At 33.5% G+C, this 24605-nt stretch carries 15 protein-coding genes, 2 tRNA genes and 2 rRNA genes; 5 read left to right on the forward strand and 14 right to left on the reverse strand.

The features are described from left to right. Nucleotides 1-12: 12 nt before the first annotated feature. The 14 genes from LEBU_RS09185 to LEBU_RS09250 all read right to left on the reverse strand — a co-directional run bounded on the left by LEBU_RS09185 (nt 13) and on the right by LEBU_RS09250 (nt 18797). Nucleotides 13-2917, reverse strand: a 23S ribosomal RNA gene (locus LEBU_RS09185). Between the two features lie 74 nt (nt 2918-2991). Next, nucleotides 2992-3067 (reverse strand) — tRNA-Ala (locus LEBU_RS09190). Nucleotides 3068-3083: 16 nt separating this feature from the next. Beyond that, a tRNA-Ile gene (locus LEBU_RS09195) sits at nt 3084-3160 on the reverse strand. A gap of 38 nt (nt 3161-3198) precedes the next feature. Then, nucleotides 3199-4710 (reverse strand): 16S ribosomal RNA (locus LEBU_RS09200). Together the 16S and 23S rRNA genes with 2 tRNA genes alongside form the textbook arrangement of a ribosomal RNA operon. Nucleotides 4711-5172: 462 nt before the next feature. Beyond that, nucleotides 5173-6249: a multifunctional transcriptional regulator/nicotinamide-nucleotide adenylyltransferase/ribosylnicotinamide kinase NadR gene (gene nadR / locus LEBU_RS09205; RefSeq protein ID WP_015770062.1), complete on the reverse strand. Its 1077-nt coding sequence runs from the start codon at nt 6247-6249 to the stop codon at nt 5173-5175. 34 nt (nt 6250-6283) lie between these two features. Further along, nucleotides 6284-7690: a DNA recombination protein RmuC gene (locus LEBU_RS09210; RefSeq protein WP_015770063.1), complete on the reverse strand. Its 1407-nt coding sequence runs from the start codon at nt 7688-7690 to the stop codon at nt 6284-6286. 27 nt (nt 7691-7717) lie between these two features. Further along, nucleotides 7718-9289, reverse strand: a complete 1572-nt coding sequence (locus LEBU_RS09215) for a YihY/virulence factor BrkB family protein (protein ID WP_015770064.1) — start codon at nt 9287-9289, stop codon at nt 7718-7720. A 119-nt stretch (nt 9290-9408) separates the two neighbouring features. After that, nucleotides 9409-10599 carry a tRNA uracil 4-sulfurtransferase ThiI gene (gene thiI, locus LEBU_RS09220; protein WP_015770065.1) on the reverse strand — a complete coding sequence of 397 codons (1191 nt, stop codon included), beginning with the start codon at nt 10597-10599 and terminating at the stop codon, nt 9409-9411. A 36-nt stretch (nt 10600-10635) separates the two neighbouring features. Further along, on the reverse strand, nt 10636-11784 hold the full coding sequence (locus LEBU_RS09225) for a cysteine desulfurase family protein (RefSeq protein WP_015770066.1): 1149 nt from the start codon (nt 11782-11784) through the stop codon (nt 10636-10638). A gap of 333 nt (nt 11785-12117) precedes the next feature. After that, nucleotides 12118-12948 (reverse strand): diacylglycerol kinase, encoded by an 831-nt coding sequence (locus LEBU_RS09230; protein ID WP_157859521.1) that lies wholly within the window; start codon nt 12946-12948, stop codon nt 12118-12120. Nucleotides 12949-12970: 22 nt separating this feature from the next. Next, complete coding sequence (gene ybeY / locus LEBU_RS09235; protein ID WP_015770068.1) at nt 12971-13432, reverse strand: rRNA maturation RNase YbeY; 462 nt, start codon at nt 13430-13432, stop codon at nt 12971-12973. A 21-nt stretch (nt 13433-13453) separates the two neighbouring features. Further along, a complete protein-coding gene (locus LEBU_RS09240) occupies nt 13454-15502 on the reverse strand; it encodes an HD family phosphohydrolase (protein ID WP_015770069.1) in 2049 nt (682 codons plus the stop codon). Nucleotides 15503-15554: 52 nt separating this feature from the next. Further along, nucleotides 15555-18023: a helicase C-terminal domain-containing protein gene (locus LEBU_RS09245; RefSeq protein WP_015770070.1), complete on the reverse strand. Its 2469-nt coding sequence runs from the start codon at nt 18021-18023 to the stop codon at nt 15555-15557. A gap of 156 nt (nt 18024-18179) precedes the next feature. Continuing rightward, entirely contained in the window at nt 18180-18797 is a 618-nt protein-coding gene (locus LEBU_RS09250; protein WP_238974479.1) for an MliC family protein, read from the reverse strand. Nucleotides 18798-19361: 564 nt separating this feature from the next. Here LEBU_RS09250 and LEBU_RS09255 point away from each other — a divergent pair. The 5 genes from LEBU_RS09255 to LEBU_RS11785 all read left to right on the forward strand — a co-directional run bounded on the left by LEBU_RS09255 (nt 19362) and on the right by LEBU_RS11785 (nt 24340). After that, on the forward strand, nt 19362-20219 hold the full coding sequence (locus LEBU_RS09255) for a YitT family protein (RefSeq protein ID WP_015770072.1): 858 nt from the start codon (nt 19362-19364) through the stop codon (nt 20217-20219). 114 nt (nt 20220-20333) lie between these two features. Next, the gene (gene hisS / locus LEBU_RS09260) at nt 20334-21587 is read left to right on the forward strand and encodes a histidine--tRNA ligase (protein ID WP_015770073.1); all 1254 of its coding nucleotides are present in this window, start codon (nt 20334-20336) and stop codon (nt 21585-21587) included. Between the two features lie 8 nt (nt 21588-21595). Beyond that, nucleotides 21596-22294, forward strand: a complete 699-nt coding sequence (locus LEBU_RS09265) for a DUF554 domain-containing protein (protein ID WP_015770074.1) — start codon at nt 21596-21598, stop codon at nt 22292-22294. A gap of 40 nt (nt 22295-22334) precedes the next feature. Beyond that, entirely contained in the window at nt 22335-24110 is a 1776-nt protein-coding gene (gene aspS / locus LEBU_RS09270; protein ID WP_015770075.1) for an aspartate--tRNA ligase, read from the forward strand. Between the two features lie 17 nt (nt 24111-24127). Beyond that, entirely contained in the window at nt 24128-24340 is a 213-nt protein-coding gene (locus LEBU_RS11785; RefSeq protein ID WP_015770076.1) for a zinc-ribbon domain-containing protein, read from the forward strand. Nucleotides 24341-24605: the final 265 nt, after the last annotated feature.

Raw genomic sequence — 24605 nt, forward strand, 5'->3', positions numbered from 1 at the left:
AGTAAAAGATTAACTAAAAAGCAGATGTAATATTAGTACCAGTCAGCTGAATGCATTGCTGCACTTACACCTCTGGCCTATCAACCATGTGTTCTCCATGGATACTACGAATACTCATCTCAAAGACGGCTTCTCGCTTAGATGCTTTCAGCGATTATCCGTTCCAGACGTGACTACTCAGCCATGCCACTGGCGTGACAACTGATACATCAGAGGTCTGTCCAACCCGGTCCTCTCGTACTAAGGTCAGAACTTTACAGTATTCAAGCGCCTGCAGTGGATAGGGACCGAACTGTCTCACGACGTTCTGAACCCAGCTCGCGTGCCTCTTTAATGGGCGAACAGCCCAACCCTTGGGACCTTCTCCAGCCCCAGGATGAGACGAGCCGACATCGAGGTGCCAAACACTTCCGTCGATATGGACTCTTGGGAAGTATCAGCCTGTTATCCCCGGGGTAGCTTTTATCCGTTGAGCGACGGTCCTTCCATACGGAACCGCCGGATCACTAACTCCTACTTTCGTACCTGCTCGACCCGTCAGTCTTGCAGTCAAGCTCCCTTATGCGTTTGCACTCTTAGGCTGATTTCCATCCAGCCTGAGGGAACCTTTGAACGCCTCCGTTACTCTTTTGGAGGCGACCGCCCCAGTCAAACTGCCCATCTAGCACTGTCTCCGTTACCAGATTAGAATTTCAACGGCATATGGTTGGTATTCCAACGACGACTCAGTTAAAACTGACGCCTTAACTTCACAGTCTCCCAACTATCCTATACACACACAGCCAAAACCCAATGCCAAACTACAGTAAAGCTCCACGGGGTCTTTCCGTCCTACTGCAGGTAGTCGGTATCTTCACCGACATTACAACTTCACCAGGTCTCCAGCCAAGACAGCTCCCAAATCATTTCACCATTCGTGCAGGTCGGAACTTACCCGACAAGGAATTTCGCTACCTTAGGACCGTTATAGTTACGGCCGCCGTTCACCGGGGCTTCAAATCGGAGCTCTCACTCCTCCTCTTAACCTTCCGGCACTGGGCAGGTGTCAGCCCATATACGTCGCCTTTCAGCTTAGCATAGACCTGTGTTTTTGGTAAACAGTTGCTTGGGACTCTTCACTGCGGCCTGTTTCCCCTTGAGGTGTTTCTCCTTTCAGGTATATCAGGCACCCCTTCTCCCGAAGTTACGGGGCTATTTTGCAGAGTTCCTTAGCTAGAGTTATCCTGTCGGCCTTAAGTTTCTCACTCTGTCCACCTGTGTCGGTTTACAGTACGGGCACTATTTTTCATCGATAGAAGTTTTTCTTGGCAGTGTAGGATCTGTAACTTATGCTAATGCACTTGCCCATCAGGTCTCACATTTAGACACGCGGATTTACCTGCGTGTCCATGCTACGCCCTTAGAAAGACTAATCCGTCAGTCTTCTCACATACCTTCCTGCGTCACTCCGTCTCTCAAGCGATAATAGTGGTACAGGAATATTAACCTGTTTTCCATTCGCCATCACATTTTTGCTTATGCTTAGGTCCCGACTTCCCCAGGGCGGACAAACCTTCCCCTGGAAACCTTGGACTTCCGGCCGGCGGGATTCTCGCCCGCCTTCTCGCTACTCATTCCTGCATTCTCACTTCTGATGCCTCCAGAAAGCCTTACAGCTTACCTTCGACGGCCTACAGAACGCTCTCCTACCAGGCGTGAAAACACGCCTCCGCAGCTTCGGTTTATGTCTTAGCCCCGTTACATCTTCGGCGCAGATACTCTCGACCAGTGAGCTGTTACGCACTCTTTCAAGGTATGGCTGCTTCTAAGCCAACCTCCTGGTTGTCTGTGAATATCCACCTCCTTTCCCACTTAGACATAATTAGGGACCTTAGCTGGCGGTCTGGGCTGTTCCCCTCTCGTCCATGGACCTTGTCATCCATGGACTCACTCCTGACGATTAATATATGGTATTCGAAGTTTGCTTGATTTCGGTAAGCAGTACGCCCCCTAGATCATACAGAGCTCTACCCCCACATATCTTAACATCAAGGCTGCACCTAAATGCATTTCGGAGAGAACGAGCTATCTCCTAGTTCGATTGGCTTTTCACCCCTAGACCTATCTCATCTCCCAACTTTTCAACGGCGGTGAGTTCGGCCCTCCACTGAGTCTTACCTCAGCTTCAGCCTGGACAGGCCTAGATCACTAGGTTTCGCGTCTATGACCAGCGACTTAACGCCCTATTAAGACTCGGTTTCCCTTCGGCTCCACTTTATTAACCTTGCCACTGATCATAACTCGCAGGATGATTAACCAAAATCCACGCAGTCACACATAAAGTGCTCCTACCGTTTGTAAGCACACGGTTTCAAATTCTATTTCACTCCCTTGCTCAGGGTTCTTTTCACCTTTCCCTCACGGTACTCTTCACTATCGGTCAACAACAGTATTTAGCCTTACGTGACATGGTCCACGCTGATTCACGCCAGATTCCTCGTGCCTGACGCTACTCGGGTGCTTCCAGTTGTTATATATATTTTATGTTCTACAGGACTATCACCTTCTTTGGTTCAGCTTCCCAACTGATTCTACTTACATACATACAACTTAAACATTATGACAATCCGTTAATGGAAGTCCCACAACCCCGTGTCAGCAATGCTGTCCGCTTGACACTGACACGGTTTAGGCTTATCCCCGTTCGCTCGCCGCTACTTAGGGAATCGTTTTTACTTTCTTTTCCTCCCGTTACTTAGATGTTTCAGTTCACGGGCTTACCGTTTTCACGCATATCCTCCAGATATGCAGGTTTTCCCATTCGGAAATCCGGGGATTAACGATTATGTGCATCTACTCCCGGCTTATCGCAGCTTATCACGTCCTTCATCGGCTGTTGTTGCCTAGGCATCCTCCGTGTGCCCTTATTAGCTTTTTTCTCCAGAATAACTTTTACTCTAGTTTATTGTAATCTTTTACCTACTATTCATTTCCCATTGTCCTAAATATAATTGGTGGAGATAAGCGGGTTCGAACCGCTGACCTCTGCCTTGCAAGGGCAGCGCTCTCCCAACTGAGCTATATCCCCAAGACTTTAATTAATATGGTGGGCATGGCTGGACTCGAACCAGCGACCCCTGCGTTATCAGCACAGTGCTCTAACCACCTGAGCTACACGCCCAAAAGACATAAGAAGAAGCAGTGTTTGTTACTCCTTAGAAAGGAGGTGATCCATCCGCACCTTCCGGTACGGATACCTTGTTACGACTTCACCCCAATCACTATCCACACCTTAGACGCCTTCCTCCTTACGGTTGGACCGGCGGCTTCAGGTGCAAACAACTCTCGTGGTGTGACGGGCGGTGTGTACAAGACCCGAGAACGTATTCACCGCAGCATTGCTGATCTGCGATTACTAGCGATTCCGGCTTCATGAAGTCGAGTTGCAGACTTCAATCCGAACTTGGACCGGCTTTAAAGATTGGCTAAACGTTACCGTTTTGCAGCTCTTTGTACCGGCCATTGTAGCACGTGTGTAGCCCAGATCATAAGGGGCATGATGACTTGACGTCATCCCCACCTTCCTCCTGCTCTTCGCAGGCAGTCTCGCTAGAGTCCCCAACTTAATGATGGCAACTAGCGATAGGGGTTGCGCTCGTTGCGGGACTTAACCCAACATCTCACGACACGAGCTGTCGACAGCCATGCACCACCTGTCTCTACGTTCCCGAAGGCACTGCCTGTTCTCACAGGCATTCGTAGGATGTCAAGATCTGGTAAGGTTCCTCGCGTTGCGTCGAATTAAACCACATGCTCCACCGCTTGTGCGGGTCCCCGTCAATTCCTTTGAGTTTCAGCCTTGCGGCCGTACTCCCCAGGCGGATTACTTATCGCATTAGCTTCGGCACGGACACTCTTCATGCCCACACCCAGTAATCATCGTTTACGGCTGGGACTACCAGGGTATCTAATCCTGTTCGCTCCCCCAGCTTTCGCACTTCAGCGTCAGTTACCGTCCAGTGAACTATCTTCATCATCGGCATTCCTGCACATATCTACGAATTTCACCTCTACTCGTGCAGTTCCGTCCACCTCTCCAGCACTCTAGCCAAACAGTTTCCAGGGCAGGCTTGCGGTTGAGCCGCAAGTTTTCACCCCAGACTTGTCTGGCCGCCTAGATGCCCTTTATGCCCAATAATTCCGGATAACGCTTGCGACATACGTATTACCGCGGCTGCTGGCACGTATTTAGCCGTCGCTTCTTCTGCAGGTACCGTCACTTTCTTCTTCCCTGCTGAAAGCACTTTACAATCCGAAAACCTTCTTCGTGCACACAGAATTGCTGGATCAGGGTTGCCCCCATTGTCCAATATTCCCCACTGCTGCCTCCCGTAGGAGTAAGGGCCGTATCTCAGTCCCCTTGTGGCCGTTCACCCTCTCAGGCCGGCTACCTATCATCGCCTTGGTGAGCCGTTACCTCACCAACAAGCTAATAGGACGCAAAGCTCTCCTGCAGCATCACTTTTCATTGCCGGGCACATGTGTGCTGGCAATTGTATCAGGTATTATCAGTCGTTTCCGTCTGTTATCCCTGTCTGCAGGGCAAGTTCTTTACGCGTTACTCACCCGTCCGCCTTGGCTAGCCTGTGCAAGCACAGATTCGCCAAAGACTTGCATGTGTTAAGCATTCTGTCAGCGTTCATCCTGAGCCAGGATCAAACTCTTCATTCAATATATTTTACATATATTTAATTTTCACCTTTTGTCTTGACGAGAATCTTATCTTATAGACAAGAGTTCTTGACATTAATATTTATCTTTTACACTTATTGCTTCTTCTATTCTTATATCATTGTCCTTTGATACCTTTTTGTATCGACAAGATATATGTTATCATAATTAAATTTATTTGTCAACTACTTTTTTCAACTTTTTTCTTGTTTTAAGTTTTTCAATCTTAAAAAGCCTAACAAAACCTTTTAAAAATTGTGTTTTTAGAGTGGTTTTATTTTTTTATATTAGGCTGTGTCTGAAAACTTAAAATCTATGTTATTTTTAATGTTTTTTTGATTTTATAAATTATACAAATCATGATAAAATCAGTGTTTATTATTTTTGATTTTGGAAAAATTTGTTAAAAATTCATCATTTGGAGAATTTTCAGACACGCGCTAAACAATCTCGCTAAACAATCTATTTAGTTTTTAAATAATTATTTATGATATCTATACTTTTTATATAGTTTTTAGTCAAGCTGATACTGTTTTTATAAGATAATTTCATAAATTTTTGATTATTTTTTTTCAATAAGGATTGCAATATATTATCAAATTTAGACATTTTATTATAGTTATTTGTTGTATTTTGAATATTTGATTCCTTTTCTATGTATATTAACACATCGAAATTGGTATGTTTGACAAAATCTTCTATTACTGGATGCTTTTCTTCGTTTTGAATTATTGAAAAAGTCTGCAAAGAATAGAAATCCGTATCTATGAATGTTAATTTATCGGCGTTTTTTATGGATTTTAGGATTCTTCTATTATGTTCATAAGCTATATTACTGTAATCATCATATTGTAAATTTTCTATCTTATTTTGTAATTCCTCTTTTACATATTCTTTTTTGTATTCTTTTACATAGGTTGTATTGTAATAATTTGCTAATTTATGAGTCAAATTAGTTTTTCCTGAATGTTCAGAGCCAATTATTGCTACTTTTAGGACAAAAAATTCTCTTACATATTTTGGGATAAAGAACCAATTCTCATAGGGATTTTTTCTTATTTCTGTTGCACTGATATGAAAATTATTTCTTTTTACATCTATTACTTTTATTTCTAAATTTTTATTAAAAGATTTTTCAAAATTTGGTAATGTTAGGAAATTATCTTTATAATTTTGTATATCTTGAGTTTCATTTGTAAAAATTATATCAATTTTTATATTATTTGTTAAAAGAATTTCCTGCACTCGTTCGCTCCATAGTTTCCAGCCGTTTGGATAAAATGGAATTCCGTCTTCTGCCATATGTATGACTTTTATATTTTTTTGATGTTTGAAAGTTTTTTCCACAAATCTGATTCTGTCTTTTATAGTTGGCATCTTTTTCATTTTTGATTCTTCAAAAAGTTTTTTATCTCTTTCATTGTCACTACAGACAAAAATGTATAGATTATCTACAAAACCACTGGCTCTTTGAATAAAATCTACATGTCCTATATGAAGAGGGTAAAATTTCCCAAATATTATTCCATTTTTTGACATTCTTTGCTCCTGTCTGTTTTTTTTTGTTTATTTATTATTCTTCAACTAGAATTTTTAAATTTTTAATATTATTACTTTCTTTTTTTTCTTCAAATTTTACATTTGAGATTTCTGTAAATCTTTTACTTATTTTATTTGAAGTTGTATTAATTTCTTTTACATCCTTTGAAACTTTTTCGATATTTTTTTGCAAATTATCCCAACGAGTGCGGTATCTTGTAAATTCGAGGTTCAATTTTTCCAGTTCTTGCTGAATTATATTGGCATATTTATTTCTTTCTAAATTTATCATCATAACCTGAATTACAGTTAATACTGAAATTAATGTTGTAGGTGAGGCAATTCGGACATTTTTCTTGTAAGCATATTCAATGATGTCTGTGTGATAGGCATTTATTTCGGCGAAAATTGCTTCAGCTGGTAAAAATAATATTGCTTGTTCGCTTGTTTCATTTTTTATAATATATTTTGAAGAAATTGTATCTATGTGCTTTTTCAAATCATTTGAAAAATCTTTTTTAGCATTTTCTCTTTCAGGTTGCGATAATTCACTACTGTACATTCTTCTATAATTTTCTAATGGAAATTTTGAGTCAATTGCAATATTTCCGAGAGGTTCTGGAGTAAAAATGATGGAATCAGCGATTGTTCCATTTGAAAGTTTGTACTGCTTTTGATAAAGTTTGTCATTTTTTTCTCCAAAAACTGAAGATAAAATTTGGTAAAGCTGTACTTCTCCAAAAATTCCACGGCTTTTTTTATCTGTTAAAATATCCTGAAGAGAAACAACATTGCTTGATAATGTTTCAATTTTTTTCTGAGCTTCATCAATTTTTCCCAATCTTTCCAGTACATTTCCAAAAGTTTTCGTTGTTTCTTCAAAGCCTTTTGATAACCTTTCTTCTACTTTCATATTCATTAAATCAAGTCTATTTTCAACTTTTTGACTTAATTTTTCAAAATTCTCATTTAAATTTTGAGTAAGACTATCCTTAAACTCATTTATATTTTTGGTCAAATCCTGATTATTCTCATTTAATCTAACTGATAACTTTTGAATGTTGTTATTCATATTTGAAGTTAAGAGTTGATTATTTTCTGTATTATTTTTAAATAGCAACTGATTATTTTCATTCATTGTACTACTTAAATTTTGTCCAAGTCCATTAAATTTCAAAAGTAGTTTTTCATTATTTTCAGATAAAATTGTCCCTAAATTGCCTATTCCTTCCAATAAATTATTTTTTGTGTTTAAATTTATGCTTTTTTCAATTTCGTCAAATTTTTTTTTATTCTCTTCAAAATTTTGTTTATTATTTTCATTAAGCTGACTTAATAGCTCTTTTTCCCCTTTTTCATTATTTTTTTTATTAATGAAACTAATTGTAGCTATAATTGTAATAATATTAACTATTGCAATAATTATTATTATTAATCCCATTTATAATGTTCTCCTTTAATTTGAAATTTAAAAGAACTTCCAACTTCCATCTTCATATTTTGCTTTTTTTCCGTTACTTTCAAAATGTTCATAATTTATTTTTACATCTTCTGTTTCACTTTCATCTATCTGATTTTGAATCTCTTCTTCATTTTCATTAGCTTCCTCATCATTTTGAAATATTTCTTCAGGCTCATTTTCATAAAAATTTTCTTTTAGTTCCTTATCTTTTTTAGAAATTTGAAAATCTATTGTCAAATCATCAGATTTTCTATGTTTCTCAGAGTTTTGAAAAATCTCAACTTTATCTTCCGTTTCTTCAGAAGTTGATTCCTTTTTAGACATTTCAGCTTCTGTATCAGATTCTTCAATTTTTTTCATTGCCAGTTTTTCTCTTATTTTTTCAAGAATGCTTTGATCTTCTTCATTTAAATTATCAAAAATATCTTCATAATACTCTATATTTTTAGTATCAAATTTTTTCATATATTCTCTGATTGTTATAGATTCAGGACTGTAAGCAACCTGATATTGACTGTCAGAATTTTTATCATAAAATACTTCATTGATAAATCCCATTTTTTCTAGGTCTGATAAAATCTCTTTTATAAAAAATACTTCCATTCCAAGTCTGTCTGTCAATTCTTGATATGTAAACGCTTCTTTTTTTTCAACAAAATTTTTAATAATTAATGATAAAATCAAAACTCCAGCTTCTCTTTTAACTTTTATCGGCATTTCAATTTTTTCATTGTATAAAAATTCATCTGATGTCTGTATTGAAAACGCTATCTGTGCTCCCAGTAAAATTGTTACCCAGACATATTGAACCCAAATTAAAAAAATAGGAATTAATGCTAGACTTCCATAAATTATATTGTATTTTGTAATAGAGGACTGAAGCAGCAAAAATAGTAATTTCCATCCAAAAGTTAGAACTGTCGTTACAACTCCCGCAAAAACAGCAGGCTTAATTTTGACATTTGTGTTTGGAATAATGTAAAATAAATAACTGAACAAAATAATATACGTAGCAGGCCCCAAAAGTCCGACAACCAAATTTATTAAAATTGGATTATTTGGAAAATTTCTTATAACTTCATCGGCAACAAATGAATTTAATGTTGATAATAATACAAAAAATATTGGCCCTAAAAATATAATTGCAACATAGTCAATAACTCTTCTTGTCATTGATCTTTTTTTATTTATTTTCCAAATTTTATTGAATGAATTTTCCAGCATTATCAAAACCTTTACTGCCGAATAAATCAATATAATAATTCCCACACTTGTTAATATACTACTTTCTGTAGACAACAATAATCTTTGAGCCACATCTATGATTACTTTTAAGATTCCATTATTTCCTGGCCATAATTCAAAAAATTTCTGTATAAACAGCTTGTCCAGTCCAAATCCCTTTGTAATTCCCAGAATAAGTGCAACGACTGGAAATATTGCCAAAAGGGAATAATATGTCAAGGAAATCGCAAGTATCTGTGTTTCTCCATCTCGATAATTTCTATAAATTAAATAAATTATTCGCTTCATTTCATCTATTCTTTTTTTTATACTTCCTTCTTTTTTTTCTTTCATAAATTTTCTCCATTTTCTTTTTTATTATTTTATTTTATTAAATGTTCTAATGCATACAATTATTATAAATTATAAACTAAAATACATTTATTTTAGATTATTTAATCAAATACACGAATTTATCCGAAATTAAAATATTCCCTTTCTTCAAAGATTTCATTCATAATTTCATCATAATTTTCGATTTTAGCTTCTTCAGCCAAAACATCTTCCAATTTAGGATTTGTAACTGGATGTTTAGGAGCAAAAATCACACATGAATCTTCATACGGCTCAATGGACTTTTCATAAGTCTCAATTTCTTTTGCAATCTCAATTATTTCAGTTTTATCCATTCCAATAAGCGGTCTAAATACTGGCAGCTTTTCAACAGAGGCATTCGTACATGTAAGCCCGCCCATCGTTTGTGAAGCTACTTGTCCTAGACTTTCCCCTGTAATTAAAGCCTGATACTGCATTACGCCAGATAATCTTTCAGCTAGACGCATCATAGCTCGTCGTGTCAAAATTGTAGCTAAATCTTTTTTTGTCTGAATGTTTATCGCTTCCTGAATTTTTAGTATATTTAATGAATAAAGTCTCGTCTTTCCAACATAAAGTGATAAAATATCTGTTAATTCTTTTACTTTTTCCAGAGCCTGATGGCTTGTAAATGGAAAACTGTGAAAAGTGACAAAGTTTAATCTCATTCCTCTTTTTGCCATCATAAAGGATGCAACTGGACTGTCTATTCCACCTGATAAAAGGACAAGTCCTTTTCCTGTTGAACCAAGCGGTAATCCTCCATAAGTTTTTATTCTGTCCGTATAAATATAAACATTTTTTCTAATATCCACATTTATCATAATATCTGGATCTTTCATTTTAACTTGTTCAAATAAACTGTTTACAAGTACATGACCTCCTAATTCACGGGCATAGTCCATAGATTTTTTCTCAAATCCCTTGTTACTTCTGTTAACTTTTATTTTAAAAGTTCTAGCTCCCTGTTCATAAGCATAATTCGCAAATTCCAATACCTTTTCCTTAATAATTTCATCATTTCTTTCAACCTTTGCAGATTGATTAAGTCCTACAATTCCGAATACTTTTCTTAGTTTATCAGTAATTTCATCCAAATTTTCAGAATTTATTAAAACATACAATTTCGACAAATCATCGAATAACTGATAATCAAATCCTTTTAACACCTTGTTAATCTTATTTCTCAATTTTTTCTCAAATTGTCCCCTGTTTTTACCTTTTAACGATAATTCTCCATAAGAAAGTCCTATTGTATTTAACAACTTTTTATCAGTATAATTACTCATTTCTTCCCTTTCCTTAAATAAATTATAAATGCCATTTTATTTCATTTTTCTTATTTTTTGCACACTTTCCTTCAGCCTTTCCACAACTTCGCCAATTTCTTTTGTTGTATTATTCTTTGAAAAACTGAACCTTATCGCTCCATCCAGTTCTGACTGGTTAAGTCCCATAACTTCCAGTATTCTGCTGTTCCCCTTTTTCGATGAGCAAGCTGAGCCTGTAGAAACATAAATTTGATACATTCCTAAAAAATGTGTCAACACTTCACCTTTTGTTCTGTTAAACGATACATTCAGTACTTTTGGGCTGGATTTTTCAGGATCGAGAGAAGAATTAAACTTAATATCTTCAATTTCTTCAGAAATTTTATTTGCTAGCATTTCTTTTAGCTTTTGTGAATGCTTCATTTCCTTTTTTTCTTCCTTTGCCAAAATTTCCACAGCTTTTGCGAATGCTAAAATTAATTCTGTTGGCATTGTTCTTTTTACAATTCCATTTTCAGCATTTGAACCATAAATCACATTTGTCAGTTTTACACCTTTGTTCACATAGATTGCCCCGATTCCTTTTGGTGCATAAATTTTATGTCCGCTTATTGTTATTGCATCTACAGGAATTTTATCAAATTTTATATTTGTACATCCTAGTCCTTGCACAAAATCTGTATGGAAATATGTATTCTTATTTTTTCCCTTAATAATTTCAGAAATTTTCCTCAAATCTTGAATTGCCCCTGTTTCGCTATTTACTGCTCCAACTGAAACTATCGCCGTATCTTCTCTAATAATGTCTTTTAGTTCTTCCAAATTCACAAATCCATCTTTATCTACATTTAGGTAATCTACTTCAAAGCCTATATTCTCATAATGTTTGAATACTTCGTAAACCGATGGATGCTCTATTTTTGTCGTGATCAGATGTTTTCTCATTCGTGAATTAACATTAATAATTCCTTGCAGGAGAAGATTATTTCCGTCTCCGCCTCCAGCCGTAAAAAAAATTCGCTCAGCTTCAACTTTCAAATAATCAGCTACTATCTTTTTGGCTTTTTTGATTTTTAATAGAATTTTATATGAGAAATCGTGGATAGCATCAGGATTTGCATACTCTTCTTCCATTGTCTGAATCAGCGTATCTATAACTTCTTTACGTGGTTTTGTACTTGCTGAGTTATCTAGGTAGATCATTCTTTCCTCCTTTTCTAAATTTTATTGTATTTTTTCAAAAATTATATAATATATTCCAATGTTTTTATTATACTATATTTTGTAAAATTTATCAAAAATAAAAGCAAACTTTAAAGAGATAAAAAATTACTGAATAATAAAAGAAATTTTTAAAATTCAGATTTTTAATAATATCGCTTTAAAACGAAACATAACTCAACAAGTTGTTACCCATACTACAATTCCTAAAATTATTTAATTTTACTGGTTCAATATTAAAGGTATTCAAGTATATAATCAAAAAAGCAGCTAATAACCATTAATACAATTCTTAAGCTGCTCTTAAATCTTTTATCAGTTATATAAAATTCCAAATTTTAACATTACAAACAATATTATAAATGCTACTGAAAAACCTAGCAGTCCTCCAGCCAGAACTTCCCGAATACTATGAATCCCAGATTTGACACGGCTTTGTGCCACTAAAGCAGCCATAAAGAAACCTAAAACTAAAATTCTTATATCTGATGTCATAAAAAGCAAAATCCCAAAAGCAGAAAAAGCTATTGCACTATGTCCACTAGGCATACCACCTTCAAGTGGAGTTCCCTTTTGAAAAAATGATTTTAATACGATAACTAAGATTGAAACCAAAATTAGAATTAAAATTGCAATATTTCCCTTTCTTCCTGCAATAACATGCAACTTATTTTTTCCGTCAAAAATATCAAGCAATTTATCATAAAACAGCAGATATCCCACGCAAATGGCATTTATCGCAGCAACCAGTACAGCTCCAGCCGCAACATCCTTAGCCAGTTTTGCCAGCGGATGTCTTTCAGGCGAAATCAAATCAACAAGTGCCTCAACCGCTGTATTTATAAGTTCTGTAATTATTACAAAAGACACAGACAATGAAATTATAAGAATTTCCACTTTACTCGCATTTATTACAATTGCCAGAATTACAATAATAATTGCAGAAAGTATGTGAACTTTCATATGTTTTTCATTCTGTAATGCCGAAATCATCCCCTCAATTGCAAAATTAAAACTATCTACCAGTCTTTTGTCTCTTGCTCTCTCCTTTTTTATATCCCATTTATACCTATCTTTCCTATGAAACAAGGAAAATATTGATTTTCTCCCTTTTTTATTTTCTCCATCTTTATTTTTTTTCGCCAAAACTTCTGCTCCTTTCTATTTTTTATCTTTTATAATTAAATTTACTCAAAATTTCTTCTTCCCGTTTTCTCATAACAACTTTGTCTTGCTCTTCAATATGATCGTATCCCAATAAATGTAACATTCCGTGACACAAAACATAATAAAATTCCCGCTCATCAGAATGTCCATATTCACTAGATTGTTCTTTCACACGCTCGATTGAGATTACAATATCGCCAAGCATATTCACTGCTCCGAAATTTTCTGTTTCATTGTATGCAAAGGAAATTACATCGGTTGGAGCATCTTTTTGACGGTATTCACAGTTTATTTCCTGAATTTGCTCATTTGTTGTAATTAATAATGATAAATAGTATTCATTTTTGTCAAATTCTTCCTTGTATTCGTCTTTTAAAATGTAACCAACAAATTCCTTTATTTTTTCTTCATCAAAGAAATTATCAATTTTTTCAATATCATAAGTTATATCAATATCCAGCATAGTTTTCTCCATTTTTTAGTTTTAATTTTTTTTCATTTTTTCATCCATTTTAGGATATTTTATTCTTTCGTGATAAACACCTTGTAATGTATTTATAAATGATTGGACTACTTTTTCTATTTCTCCTAAAGTCAAGTCAGAATCACTTAGCTGCTTGTCGTCCATTTTTGATTTTACTAAATACCTTATAAAATTTTCAATTCCTTCCTTGCTTTTGTTTTCAAGCGTTCTTGTAGCGGCCTCCACCGTATCTGCCAACAAAATAATTCCTGATTCCTTCGTTCTAGGTTTAGGCCCGCTGTATCTGAAATTGCTTTCTACCACTTCTTCTCCGTTTTCCAACGCTTTATAATAAAAATACTGTGTTAAGGTTGTTCCGTGATGTTCCAGTATTACATCTAAAATCTCTTTTGGCAATTTATTTTCTTTTCCCATAATGTAGCCGTCTTTTGTATGCGAAGTCAGAATTAATGCACTTAACGACGGTTTTATCTTATTATGTGGATTTACTCCATCTCGCTGATTTTCTACAAAAAATTCTGGACGTTTCATTTTACCTATATCATGATAATATGAAGCAATCCTTGCAAATGTAGCATTTGCACCAATACTCTCAGCCGCTCCTTCCGCCAGCGCTCCAACCATTATACTATGATGAAAAGTTCCAGGAGCCTTCATAAGCATCTGTTTAAGCAATGTATGTGAAAAATCGCTCAGTTCCAGCAATTTCATCGTTGTAAGAATTTCAAAGTAATCTTCAAAATACGGCAATACCGCAAGTGACAACATTCCAGTCAAAACACCTGAAAATACTGAAAATACTATCATTAACATCATCAGCCCAAAGCTTGACTGGTTAACAAGTCCATAACTAAATGACATCAAAGCCTGAAATATCCCCAAAAAGAAACTTAATTTTACAATATCACTTCTGCTTACAAGGCTTGCAGCTTTATAAATCGCAACTAATGAAACTGCTATTGTAACTAAAAACCAGGATTCTTCCCGCGATAAAATAATCATATTGGAAAATGTCATTATAATTGCGTAAACTCTATTTCCTAGAATTGTAGAAATAATCGGAAGCATTGCAAATGGAAGTAAATAAATAAAAAATTCATTGTTCAAAAACAAAATATAGATGGTGTTTACAAACATTATTGTGAGAAGTGTCGGATAAAACGCTTTCGATTCTACAACTTTTTTCGCGTTTTTTCTGAGTAAATAATAAATTAAAATCATAAGAAGCGAAAATGTAGCAGCAAGTCCAACTATTTTTCTGAACTTGTCTCCATTTCTTACCAGATTTAACTTTTCCAGCTTTAAAAGCGCATCTGAATCAATCGTCTCGCCTTTTTTTACAATAATGTCTCCTTTATAAATCTTAATTTCCTTATCCCTTAACGACATCATATTATCTGCAATTTTTTTCTTTGTAGCCTCTTCATTAATAACCAGATTTGGCTTTATAAAATTTTGCAGCACTTTCATATCCAGATTATCAGCTTTTATATCTTTTTTTCGTATTATTTTTGACAGATTTTCCATTTTATAAATTCCATCACTATAAATTTCTGATATAATGTCCGTCAGATTTACAGAATACTCAACATTTTCAGTTCTTGCCTTTATTTCCTTAATATCCTCAACCGAAAACGTGTACTTATTATCTTTTATATACCCTTTAATCGCTGCATCATCAGATAAATTTCGTACATCACGTAAAAATTTGTTAAGCGAAATTATAGTTTCTCTATTCACATCCTTCAGTTTATCAAATTCAGGCTGTGTCGTTTTCATTATTTTTTCTTCAATGCTGTCATCTAAAATATCCACAAAATAAGATACATTTTTATATGCTACAATATCAGATTTTGCAATGCTTCCAACAACATAATTAACATTTAATCTTGACATTTCAATAACTACACCAAATATCATAAATGTTATTGTCAAAATAATAAACCTGAAAGTAAATCTGTTTTTGATGTTAAATTGAGTTTCCTTAGTTTTTGCATTTTTTTCTTTTACTTCAAAAACGAATTCCCTCCCTAATACATCTAATCTCATTTTTCCTTTCCTTTCCTAAATTTTATAAAACTCCCTTTTTTATTAAAACTTTCTATTTCATTCTTTTTAAAATATTACTTTTACTTTCGATCACCTTGTTTTGTGGCAAAACCGTCAAAAACTTCTTCCCATACATTTTTTTTATTATCCTGTTATCAAGAATTATAATATTCCCGCTGTCAGTTTTACTTCGTATAAGCCTTCCAACTCCCTGCTTAAACTTAATTACAGCTTGCGGAACCTGATAGTCATTAAACGGATTTTGTCCATTTTTTCTAATATTTTCAATAATTGCCTCAGTTACAGGATCATTTGGCACTTTAAACGGCAATTTTGTAATAATTACTGATTTCAGCTGTTCTCCCTGCACATCGACACCTTCCCAAAAGCTGTCTGTCCCAAATAATATTGGATTTTTAGAATTTTTAAATATTTCTATCATTTCATGTCGTGGAAAGTCATTTTGCTTTATAAGCGTATATTCCTTTTCTGAAAAATGTGATTTTAACTGGTTGTACAAAAAGTTCAAGGCACTGTATGAAGTAAATAATAAAAAACAATGTCCTTTTGTACTTCTTATAGCCTCTTCAATAAATCCAGTTAAATCCCTCATAAATTCAATATTTGTTGGATCGAGTGCATCTTCTGGAATATAAACTTTCATTTGTTTTTCATAATTAAATGGAGATTTTACAATTCTTTCATCTATTTTCCTTCGATTTTCCTTCATAAGCCCAATACTTTTTTTATAATAGTCAAACTTATTGTCAACAGCAAGTGTTGCTGAAGTAAAAACCATCCTATCCATTTTTGTAAACAAATTATCATTCAGTTCATCCGAAATATCAAAAGGCGTTGCATATAATTTTACATTTGGACGGACTGTAGTAACATTAGCCCAGTAAACATACCCTTCTTCTTTCCCTTCCAAAATAAACTCAAATTTCTTATAATACTGCTTCAATCTTTCATAGTATCTTGAAAATTCAAATAAAAAACCCTCTTTGTCTTCTAAATTATAATTGCTCACAGTATTTAAAAACTTGTTAATTCTTATAACTAAATTTCCATAACTTTCCTTAAATTGTCTGTTAATTTCCATAACTTCACGAAAATCCTTGTTACTTCGCATTTTCTGCTTATCAATCTTTATCTTGATTTCCCTGTTGTCATTATTTTCCGAAAAAAGATAAATCAATTTATCAAAAATATCTATCCCTTTATCGTAAAATACGTTTAATTCCGCAATAACATCTTCCTTCAATTCATCAACTTTTTCATATTCTTCACTTGAAAGACTTTCATTCAAATAAGTCATTAACCTAACAATAGCCCCACCATTGCTGGAATTTACGACACGTCTATTATAAATATTCCCCATAAGCCGTCCAAATGATATTTTTGACGTTTCAAAAGTAAAATAATTTCGAGCCGTATCTTCTATATTGTGAGCCTCATCAAAAACAACAATATCATAATTTGGCAAAATTGAATAATTTGTATAAAATCCTGTCTGATTTCTAATTGCTAAATCTGCAAAGAACATATGATGATTAACAATAAGAAGTGTTGCATCCGCAATATTTTTTCTAGCATTAAAAAAGTGGCATTTTGAATAATACGGACACTTTACTCCTTTACACATATCCGCTTCACTATTCACTTTTTCCCAGATACTGTTTGAAATTTCGTATTTTAGCTCATTCCTGTCACCTGTTCTTGTAACATTTTTATCCCAGTCAATAAGATTTCTTATAATATTTTTTTCAGTTTTTTCCTCTTCCGTATCTGTTTCCTTCTCTGTAACATCTATATTGTAAAGTTTTCTCTTACAAAGATAATTCCCTCGTCCCTTTACAATCTGATAATTAAAGTCCTCATCAATAATTTTCTTTAAAAGCGGAATATCCTTATTAATAAGCTGTTCCTGCAAGTTAATCGTATTTGTGGAAACAATCACCTTTAGATTATTTTCAATGGCATAAAGCAATGTTGGCAACAAATAGGCAATCGTCTTTCCCGTCCCAGTTCCAGCCTCTACTATAAGTTTCTTATTCTCATTCATACTATTTTCAATAAACTTAGCCATCTCATACTGCTCACGTCGTACCTCAAATTTTCCAAAATTCTTATGAATAGCCCCATTTTCACCAAAATATTCATCCACATCTATTTTTATAAATTCTTTTAAAGGTACAATCACATAAATATCATCCACAGCATTATTCACAATGTATGAAGCTCCGCCAACTTCCCCATACATGCTGGAAATACTCACATCTTCATCAGAAGGAATTAGCACTCCAGACGGATGATTATGTATTATAACTTCATTTTTTCTCATCATATTTAATAATGCAGCAACAGAACTGGAATTTCCTCTCGCAATAACTTCGACTGCAGAAACAAGCCCCTCTCCATCAGGAATCCCTCTGAAAAAGACTTCATTCCCGCCAGATTCACTGATTTCCAAACGCATATCTTCCATTGCCTTTGCACTAATAAATTCAGCAACTTTCATCTTTCCTCCTATAGTAAAGATTTTACTATATAATAGGCTTTTTTTCAACTTTTCTTTTTAAAAATATAGAAAAAAGCCATTTAATATAATTTTAAAAATTATATAAACAGCTTTTTTAAATTTAGTTTTTAATTGTTAATTTCAATTTTTTAGGCTTTATTCGTTAATTGAACCATTCCCAGAGCTTTGAAGACTGCAGCTTTTATCTTTTCCATTTTCTGTATAGACAGCTTCATTTCCTTTCATATGGATAGAAATATTTCCATTTGAATATCTTTCTCCACTACCAGATGTTGCTGAACTTAAAGTGTGAATTCCACCATAACCGTCAGCTACTTTTACTTTGTCTGTAGAAACATTTTCAACTGTTATATCTTGATAACCGTCACAGCTGTATTTTCTCAATAAATTACTGCTAGAACTTTGGTTGTTGCTGCTTGAGTTTCCATTTTCTGTCATATAGCAACTTTCATCACTTCCTGCTTTTGTGAAGACTGCGTCATTTCCTTTTATGTGGATAGAAACTCCTCCACCTGTGTACTCTTCTCCACTACCAGATTTTGTTAGTTTCAAATTGTATACTTTTCCATTACTGTCTGTCAATCTTACCTTGTTTGTTGAAAGATTTTCTACAGTTACACTACTGCTGCTGCAGCTAAATTGTCTTGTCAAAGTTGACTTGTTTGATACTTTTCCTTTTGAATAGCCGATGGAGCTAAACGCTAAAACTCCAATTAAAGCTGTCAAAAGCATTCTTCTTGTTGATTTCATCATACTCACTCTCTTTTCTTCAGATTTATTTCTATTATATTCCAAACTCCTAAAATGAACCATAGAAATTATGTGAACTCATTAATACAGCTCAAAAATTTATAAGCTCTCTTCTTAAGTAATTGGCTATAACGATATTAGAAATTTTAAACTCCTCTAAAATTTCGACACAAGTATACCACAATTTTTTCTTCATTTCAATAGCCTATAAAAAATTTTTTTTATATATGTTTTAATTGCGACAATCCTTTATTTTAGCGGGAAAACTAAATATTTAAAATCAAAATTCATTATTTAATTCATATATTTATTAAAAATATTATAAAAAATATTAAATATTTACACATAAATTTGAAATAATTACAAAATTAAAAGATAAAATAAAGAAATATCATGTATAATTCTATAGCAAGATTACTTTAAAACTGATCTCAAAAGTTATGACTATTTCACTTAAGCCCTAACACTATTTAATTTTATCAATCTAACTATTAAAAGGGTTTAAGCATATAGCAAAGGAGTATGCGTTCTCCTAAATTAACGTAAATTTTTTATAAAGGAGCTTTTATGAGAAAAAAAACAATTTTGACATTAATTAAGGAATATTTTTTTATTGGACTAGGAACTTTTATCCTGGCATTTGGATTACATTTTTTCTTTTTCCAGAACAAAATAGCAAGTGGGGGAGTAACTGGACTGGCGTTGGTTGTAAACAGCATTTTTGGGATTTCAACGGGACTATTTGTTGCGATTAGCAATTTTATTCTATTTGCACTTGCATTTATTGTAATCAGCGGACAATTTGGCGTAAAGAGCATTTATGCTACGGTACTTTTATCAGTTTTTCTTTCATATTTTGAAAAATTTTATCCTAGCTACACTCTTACAAAAGACTTGATTTTAGCCACAATCTTTGGTAGTGCAATATGTGCTTTAGGAATAACGATTATTTATTTTTATGAAGCTTCTACTGGCGGTACTTCAATCATTGCGAGAATCCTTACAAAATATTGCCACATCAGTTACGGAATGTCTAGCTTCATCGTAGACGCAATTGTTACTCTTTTAGCGATTTTCGCTTTTGGAGTTGAACTGGGACTTGTGGGACTTTTAAGTGTCTATGTAACGGGATTTATCATTGACAAGTTTATTGAAGGATTTAATTCACGTAAGCAAATTATGATTATCACTTCAAACAAGGACATCGTGCTAAACTACATTTTAAAGGACTTTGACAGAGGTTGTACTGTACTTAAAGCCGTTGGAGGATATTCTGGTGCTGAAAAAGATATTTTATTAACAATTATTGAAAGAAGACAATTCATCCGATTGAGAAAATTTCTGAAAACTCACGATCCTACTTCATTTGTAACAGTTACAGATACAACTAAAGTTTTTGGAGAAGGTTTTGACCAGCTGCATTAATTTTAAAAATAAATATTGATAAAAACTTCTGTTTTTTGATATAATAATAGAAGTAGATTTTTTAATTAACTAAAAGGAAAAAAAATCATAAGAAACGAAAGGACAAAATTAAGAATGATTAGTGTTTTAAAGGGAATGAAAGATAGATATTCTGATGATGTAAAAAAATATGATTTAATTGTTGACACAGCAAAAAGTGTATTTGAAAAATATGGATTTGAACGAATTATAACGCCTATTCTGGAAGAAACTGAGCTTTTTAGACGTGGTGTTGGAGATGAAACAGATGTTGTTTCAAAGGAAATGTACGAATTTGTAGATAAAGGTAATAGAAATGTTACGATGCGTCCAGAAGGTACTGCTGGAGTCGTGCGTGCCTATTTGGAAGCTGGTTTCCACAAATCCTCTCCGATTGTAAAATGGTTTTATCATGGTCCAATGTACCGTTACGAAGCCCCACAAAAAGGAAGATTCAGGGAATTCCACCAAATGGGTATTGAAATGTTTGGAGTCCGTTCTGCTTACCTTGATGCAGAAATCATCCGAATGGGATGTGAATTTCTTGAAAAACTTGGAATTACTGGCTTAGTTGTGGAAATAAACAGTCTAGGAAATATTGAATCAAGAAAAAAATACATTGATGATTTAAAAGCATTTATGGAAAAGAGACTGGATAAACTTAGTGATGATTCAAAACGAAGATACACAACAAATCCTCTAAGAGCCTTGGATTCAAAAGACAAAGGCGATCAAGAACAATTTATCAATGCTCCAAAATTATACGATTATCTTGATGAGGAAAGTAAAAATTATTTTGAAAATACAAAGAGATACCTTGAATTAATGAATATTAATTATGTGGTAAATGACAAGCTAGTGCGTGGACTTGACTATTACTCAGATACAGTATTTGAAATAAAATCTAATAAATTAGGCTCACAGGCAACTGTGCTGGCTGGAGGACGTTACGACAGACTTCTTGAAATACTTGGAAATGCAAAAGTGCCAGGAATAGGTTTTGCCGCTGGAATGGAAAGAATTGCAATGCTTATGGATGAAAATTTGATTGCAAAAAAAGAAAACAAAATTTATGTTATTTATTTTGATGAAACAAAAGAATATTTTGTAAAAATAGTAGAAGAACTACGAAAAAATGGAATAAAAGTCAACTTTGACTACAATCCAAAAAGTTTTGGAGCCCAAATGAAAAAGGCAAACCGTGAAAATGCAGACTATGTATTGATTTTAGGAGAAGATGAACAAAAAGAAAATGTAATTACAATGAAGAAATTTAGTACCGGAGAGCAGGAAAAATACAGTTTTGAGCAAGTTTTGAAACATTTTGAAAGAAAGAGTCTTGAAAAATAGGGGGGGGTATGGGAAATTTAATAAATTTTTTAGCTATTATTTTGGGTAGTTTGATAGGATTTTTCATAGGCCATAAATTTAAAAATGAAATGAAAGATCTTATAATGGAGTGTGCCGGACTATTTATAATAGTTGCTGGTTTGAAAAGCACGATAAATTCAAATCGAGATATTATTGTTTTAATTTATCTGATTATCGGTTCGATAATTGGACAAATCATAGATATTGATTTAAAATTAAAAAATTTGGGATTATTTTTGGAAAAAAAACTTAATTTTGCTATCAAAAATCCAGAAACTAATGATACTGAAAAAAGTTTTGCAAAAGGCTTTTCAACTGCTACAATTTTATTTTGTACAGGAGCAATGGCAATTGTAGGAGCAATAAACAGCGGACTTACAGGTGACGATACAACGTTAAAGATAAAAGCAATTTTAGATGGAGTAATTTCCATCGTTATAACATCTCTATATGGAATAGGCGTTATGTTTTCAGCTGTTTCAGTTTTTATTTACCAAGGATTTTTCTATCTTTTTGCCAATTATCTAAAACCATATTTAACTGAAAAAACAATTTCAGATATAAATTTTCTTGGTGGAATAATGGTTATGGCAATCGGAGTAAATTTATTATTAAAAAAAGAAATAAAAATTGCAAATATGTTGCCGGCATTATTTATACCAATTATTTTAGAGATTTTTATATAAATAAATTAAAAGAAATTTGAATATAAGGAAAGGAAATAAAATGTACAGAAATTATAAATTAAATGAATTAAAAATGGAAAACATCGGAGAAGAAGTTGTTTTATCTGGATGGGTTTCAAAAGTTAGGGATTTGGGGCATTTCACATTCATTGATTTGCGAGATAGATATGGAATTACTCAAATTTTAGTGAATGAAGAAGTTTCAGGAAAAGAGCTTTTTGAGGAAGCTAGAAAATTAAAAAATGAGTGGGTTATAAAAGTTACTGGAAAAGTGGCTGAAAGAAGCAGCAAAAATAAAAATATTCCTACTGGAGATATTGAAGTTGAAGCCAAAAATATTGAGATTTTGAGCCGTTCTAAGCAATTGCCATTTGAAATTGATGAAACAGGCAATCTTAATGAAAATATGCGGCTAACTTACAGATATTTAGATATAAGACGCCCAAGAATGTTAAATAACATTATAAAAAGAAATGATATGCTGTTTTCAATTAGAAAATTTATGAATGAAAATGGATTCTTGGACATTGACACTCCTATTCTAGCGAAAGCCACTCCCGAAGGAGCAAGAGATTTTATAGTTCCAAGCCGAATAAACAAAGGTGACTTTTACGCCTTGCCACAATCTCCACAGCTATTTAAGCAAATCCTTATGGTATCAGGTGTTGATAAATATTACCAGCTTGCAAAATGTTTTAGAGACGAGGATTTAAGAGCCGACAGACAGCCTGAATTTACACAATTGGACTTCGAAATGTCGTTTGTTGAACAGGAAGATATTTTAAATGTGACAGAATCACTTGCAAAACAAGTGTTTAAAGATGTTACAGGCATTGAAATTACTGAAAACTTTGAAAGAATGAGCTATGATGATGCAATGAATTTTTATGGTTCAGATAAGCCTGATCTAAGATTTGACATGAAATTGATTGATTTATCCAAAGAAACACAAAATTGTGGATTCGGAGTATTTGAAAATGCAGTAAAAGATGGTGGAAGCGTAAAAGCAATTGTCGCTCCAAATGCTGAAAAATTTTCAAGAAAATACATTAAAGATTTAGAAGACTTTGTAAAAACATATTTTAAAGCAAAAGGACTGGCTTATATCAAAATCAACGAAAATGGCGAAATTAATTCTCCAATTGCAAAATTTTTTACCGAAGAAAAATTAGCTGAAATTACTCAAAAATTAGGAATAAAAAATAATGAAATTGCTTTAATTTTAGCTGATAAATACAAAATTGTCCACGATGGACTAGGAGCATTAAGGCTAAAACTGGGAGAAGAGCTGGAATTAATTAACAAAGATTCATTCAAATTCCTATGGGTAGTTGATTTCCCAATGTTTGAATGGAGTGAAGAAGAAAACAGATACAAGGCTCAACATCATCCGTTTACTTCAATAAAGCAGGAAGACAGAAAATATCTTGATTCAAATGAACTTGATAAAATAAAGACAGATTCCTACGATATTGTTCTAAACGGTTATGAAATCGGTGGAGGAAGTATCAGAATTCATGAAGAGGAATTACAGGAAAAAGTGTTTGAAAAATTAGGGCTTAGCAAAGAAGAACAGCAAGATAAATTTGGCTTCTTTCTGGAAGTTCTGAAATATGGAGTACCACCACACGGAGGGCTTGCCTTTGGAATAGACAGATGGCTTATGGCAATGCTAAAGGAAAACTCTATAAAAGAAGTAATTCCATTCCCTAAAACAAATAAAGGACAGGATTTAATGACTGGAGCTCCTGCTGAAATCGAAGAAAATATACTTGCAGAAGATTTAAGAATAAAATTATTGAAAGTTGAAGAATAAAATCAGGAGAGATTAACATGATATTATTATTTGGTACAAAAACTCTGACAAAACATTTAGGAAAACTGGAAAATTGCTACTGTGAAAGATGCCACAATACGTCTGATTGGAATTTTCTCGAATACAGACATTGGTTTACCTTATTTTTTATCCCCGTTTTCCCCATAAGTAAAAGGTTCGAACTTTTGCAATGCCCTATTTGTAGACAAAGTTACGAAGTTCCAAATTAAAAAAGCCACATAATACTGCACCTGTATCTTGGATATAAGATTGAAGGTGTAGTTTTTTTTATTAATATAAAGAAAATAAAACTAGAGAATTTTTTTTGTGAACAAGGAAAATCAGCAGGTAAAGATACTTTAATTTTATATATTTTTTATAACAAATGTTTGACATCTGTACAAAATATTCTCAATTTTTTATCATTTTAAAATTGAAAAAATTCTAAAAATATGCTACAATATCAAGCGATATAAAAGATGCATTAACAAAAGC

It is taken from the genome of Leptotrichia buccalis C-1013-b, assembly GCF_000023905.1.
Lineage (GTDB): Bacteria > Fusobacteriota > Fusobacteriia > Fusobacteriales > Leptotrichiaceae > Leptotrichia > Leptotrichia buccalis.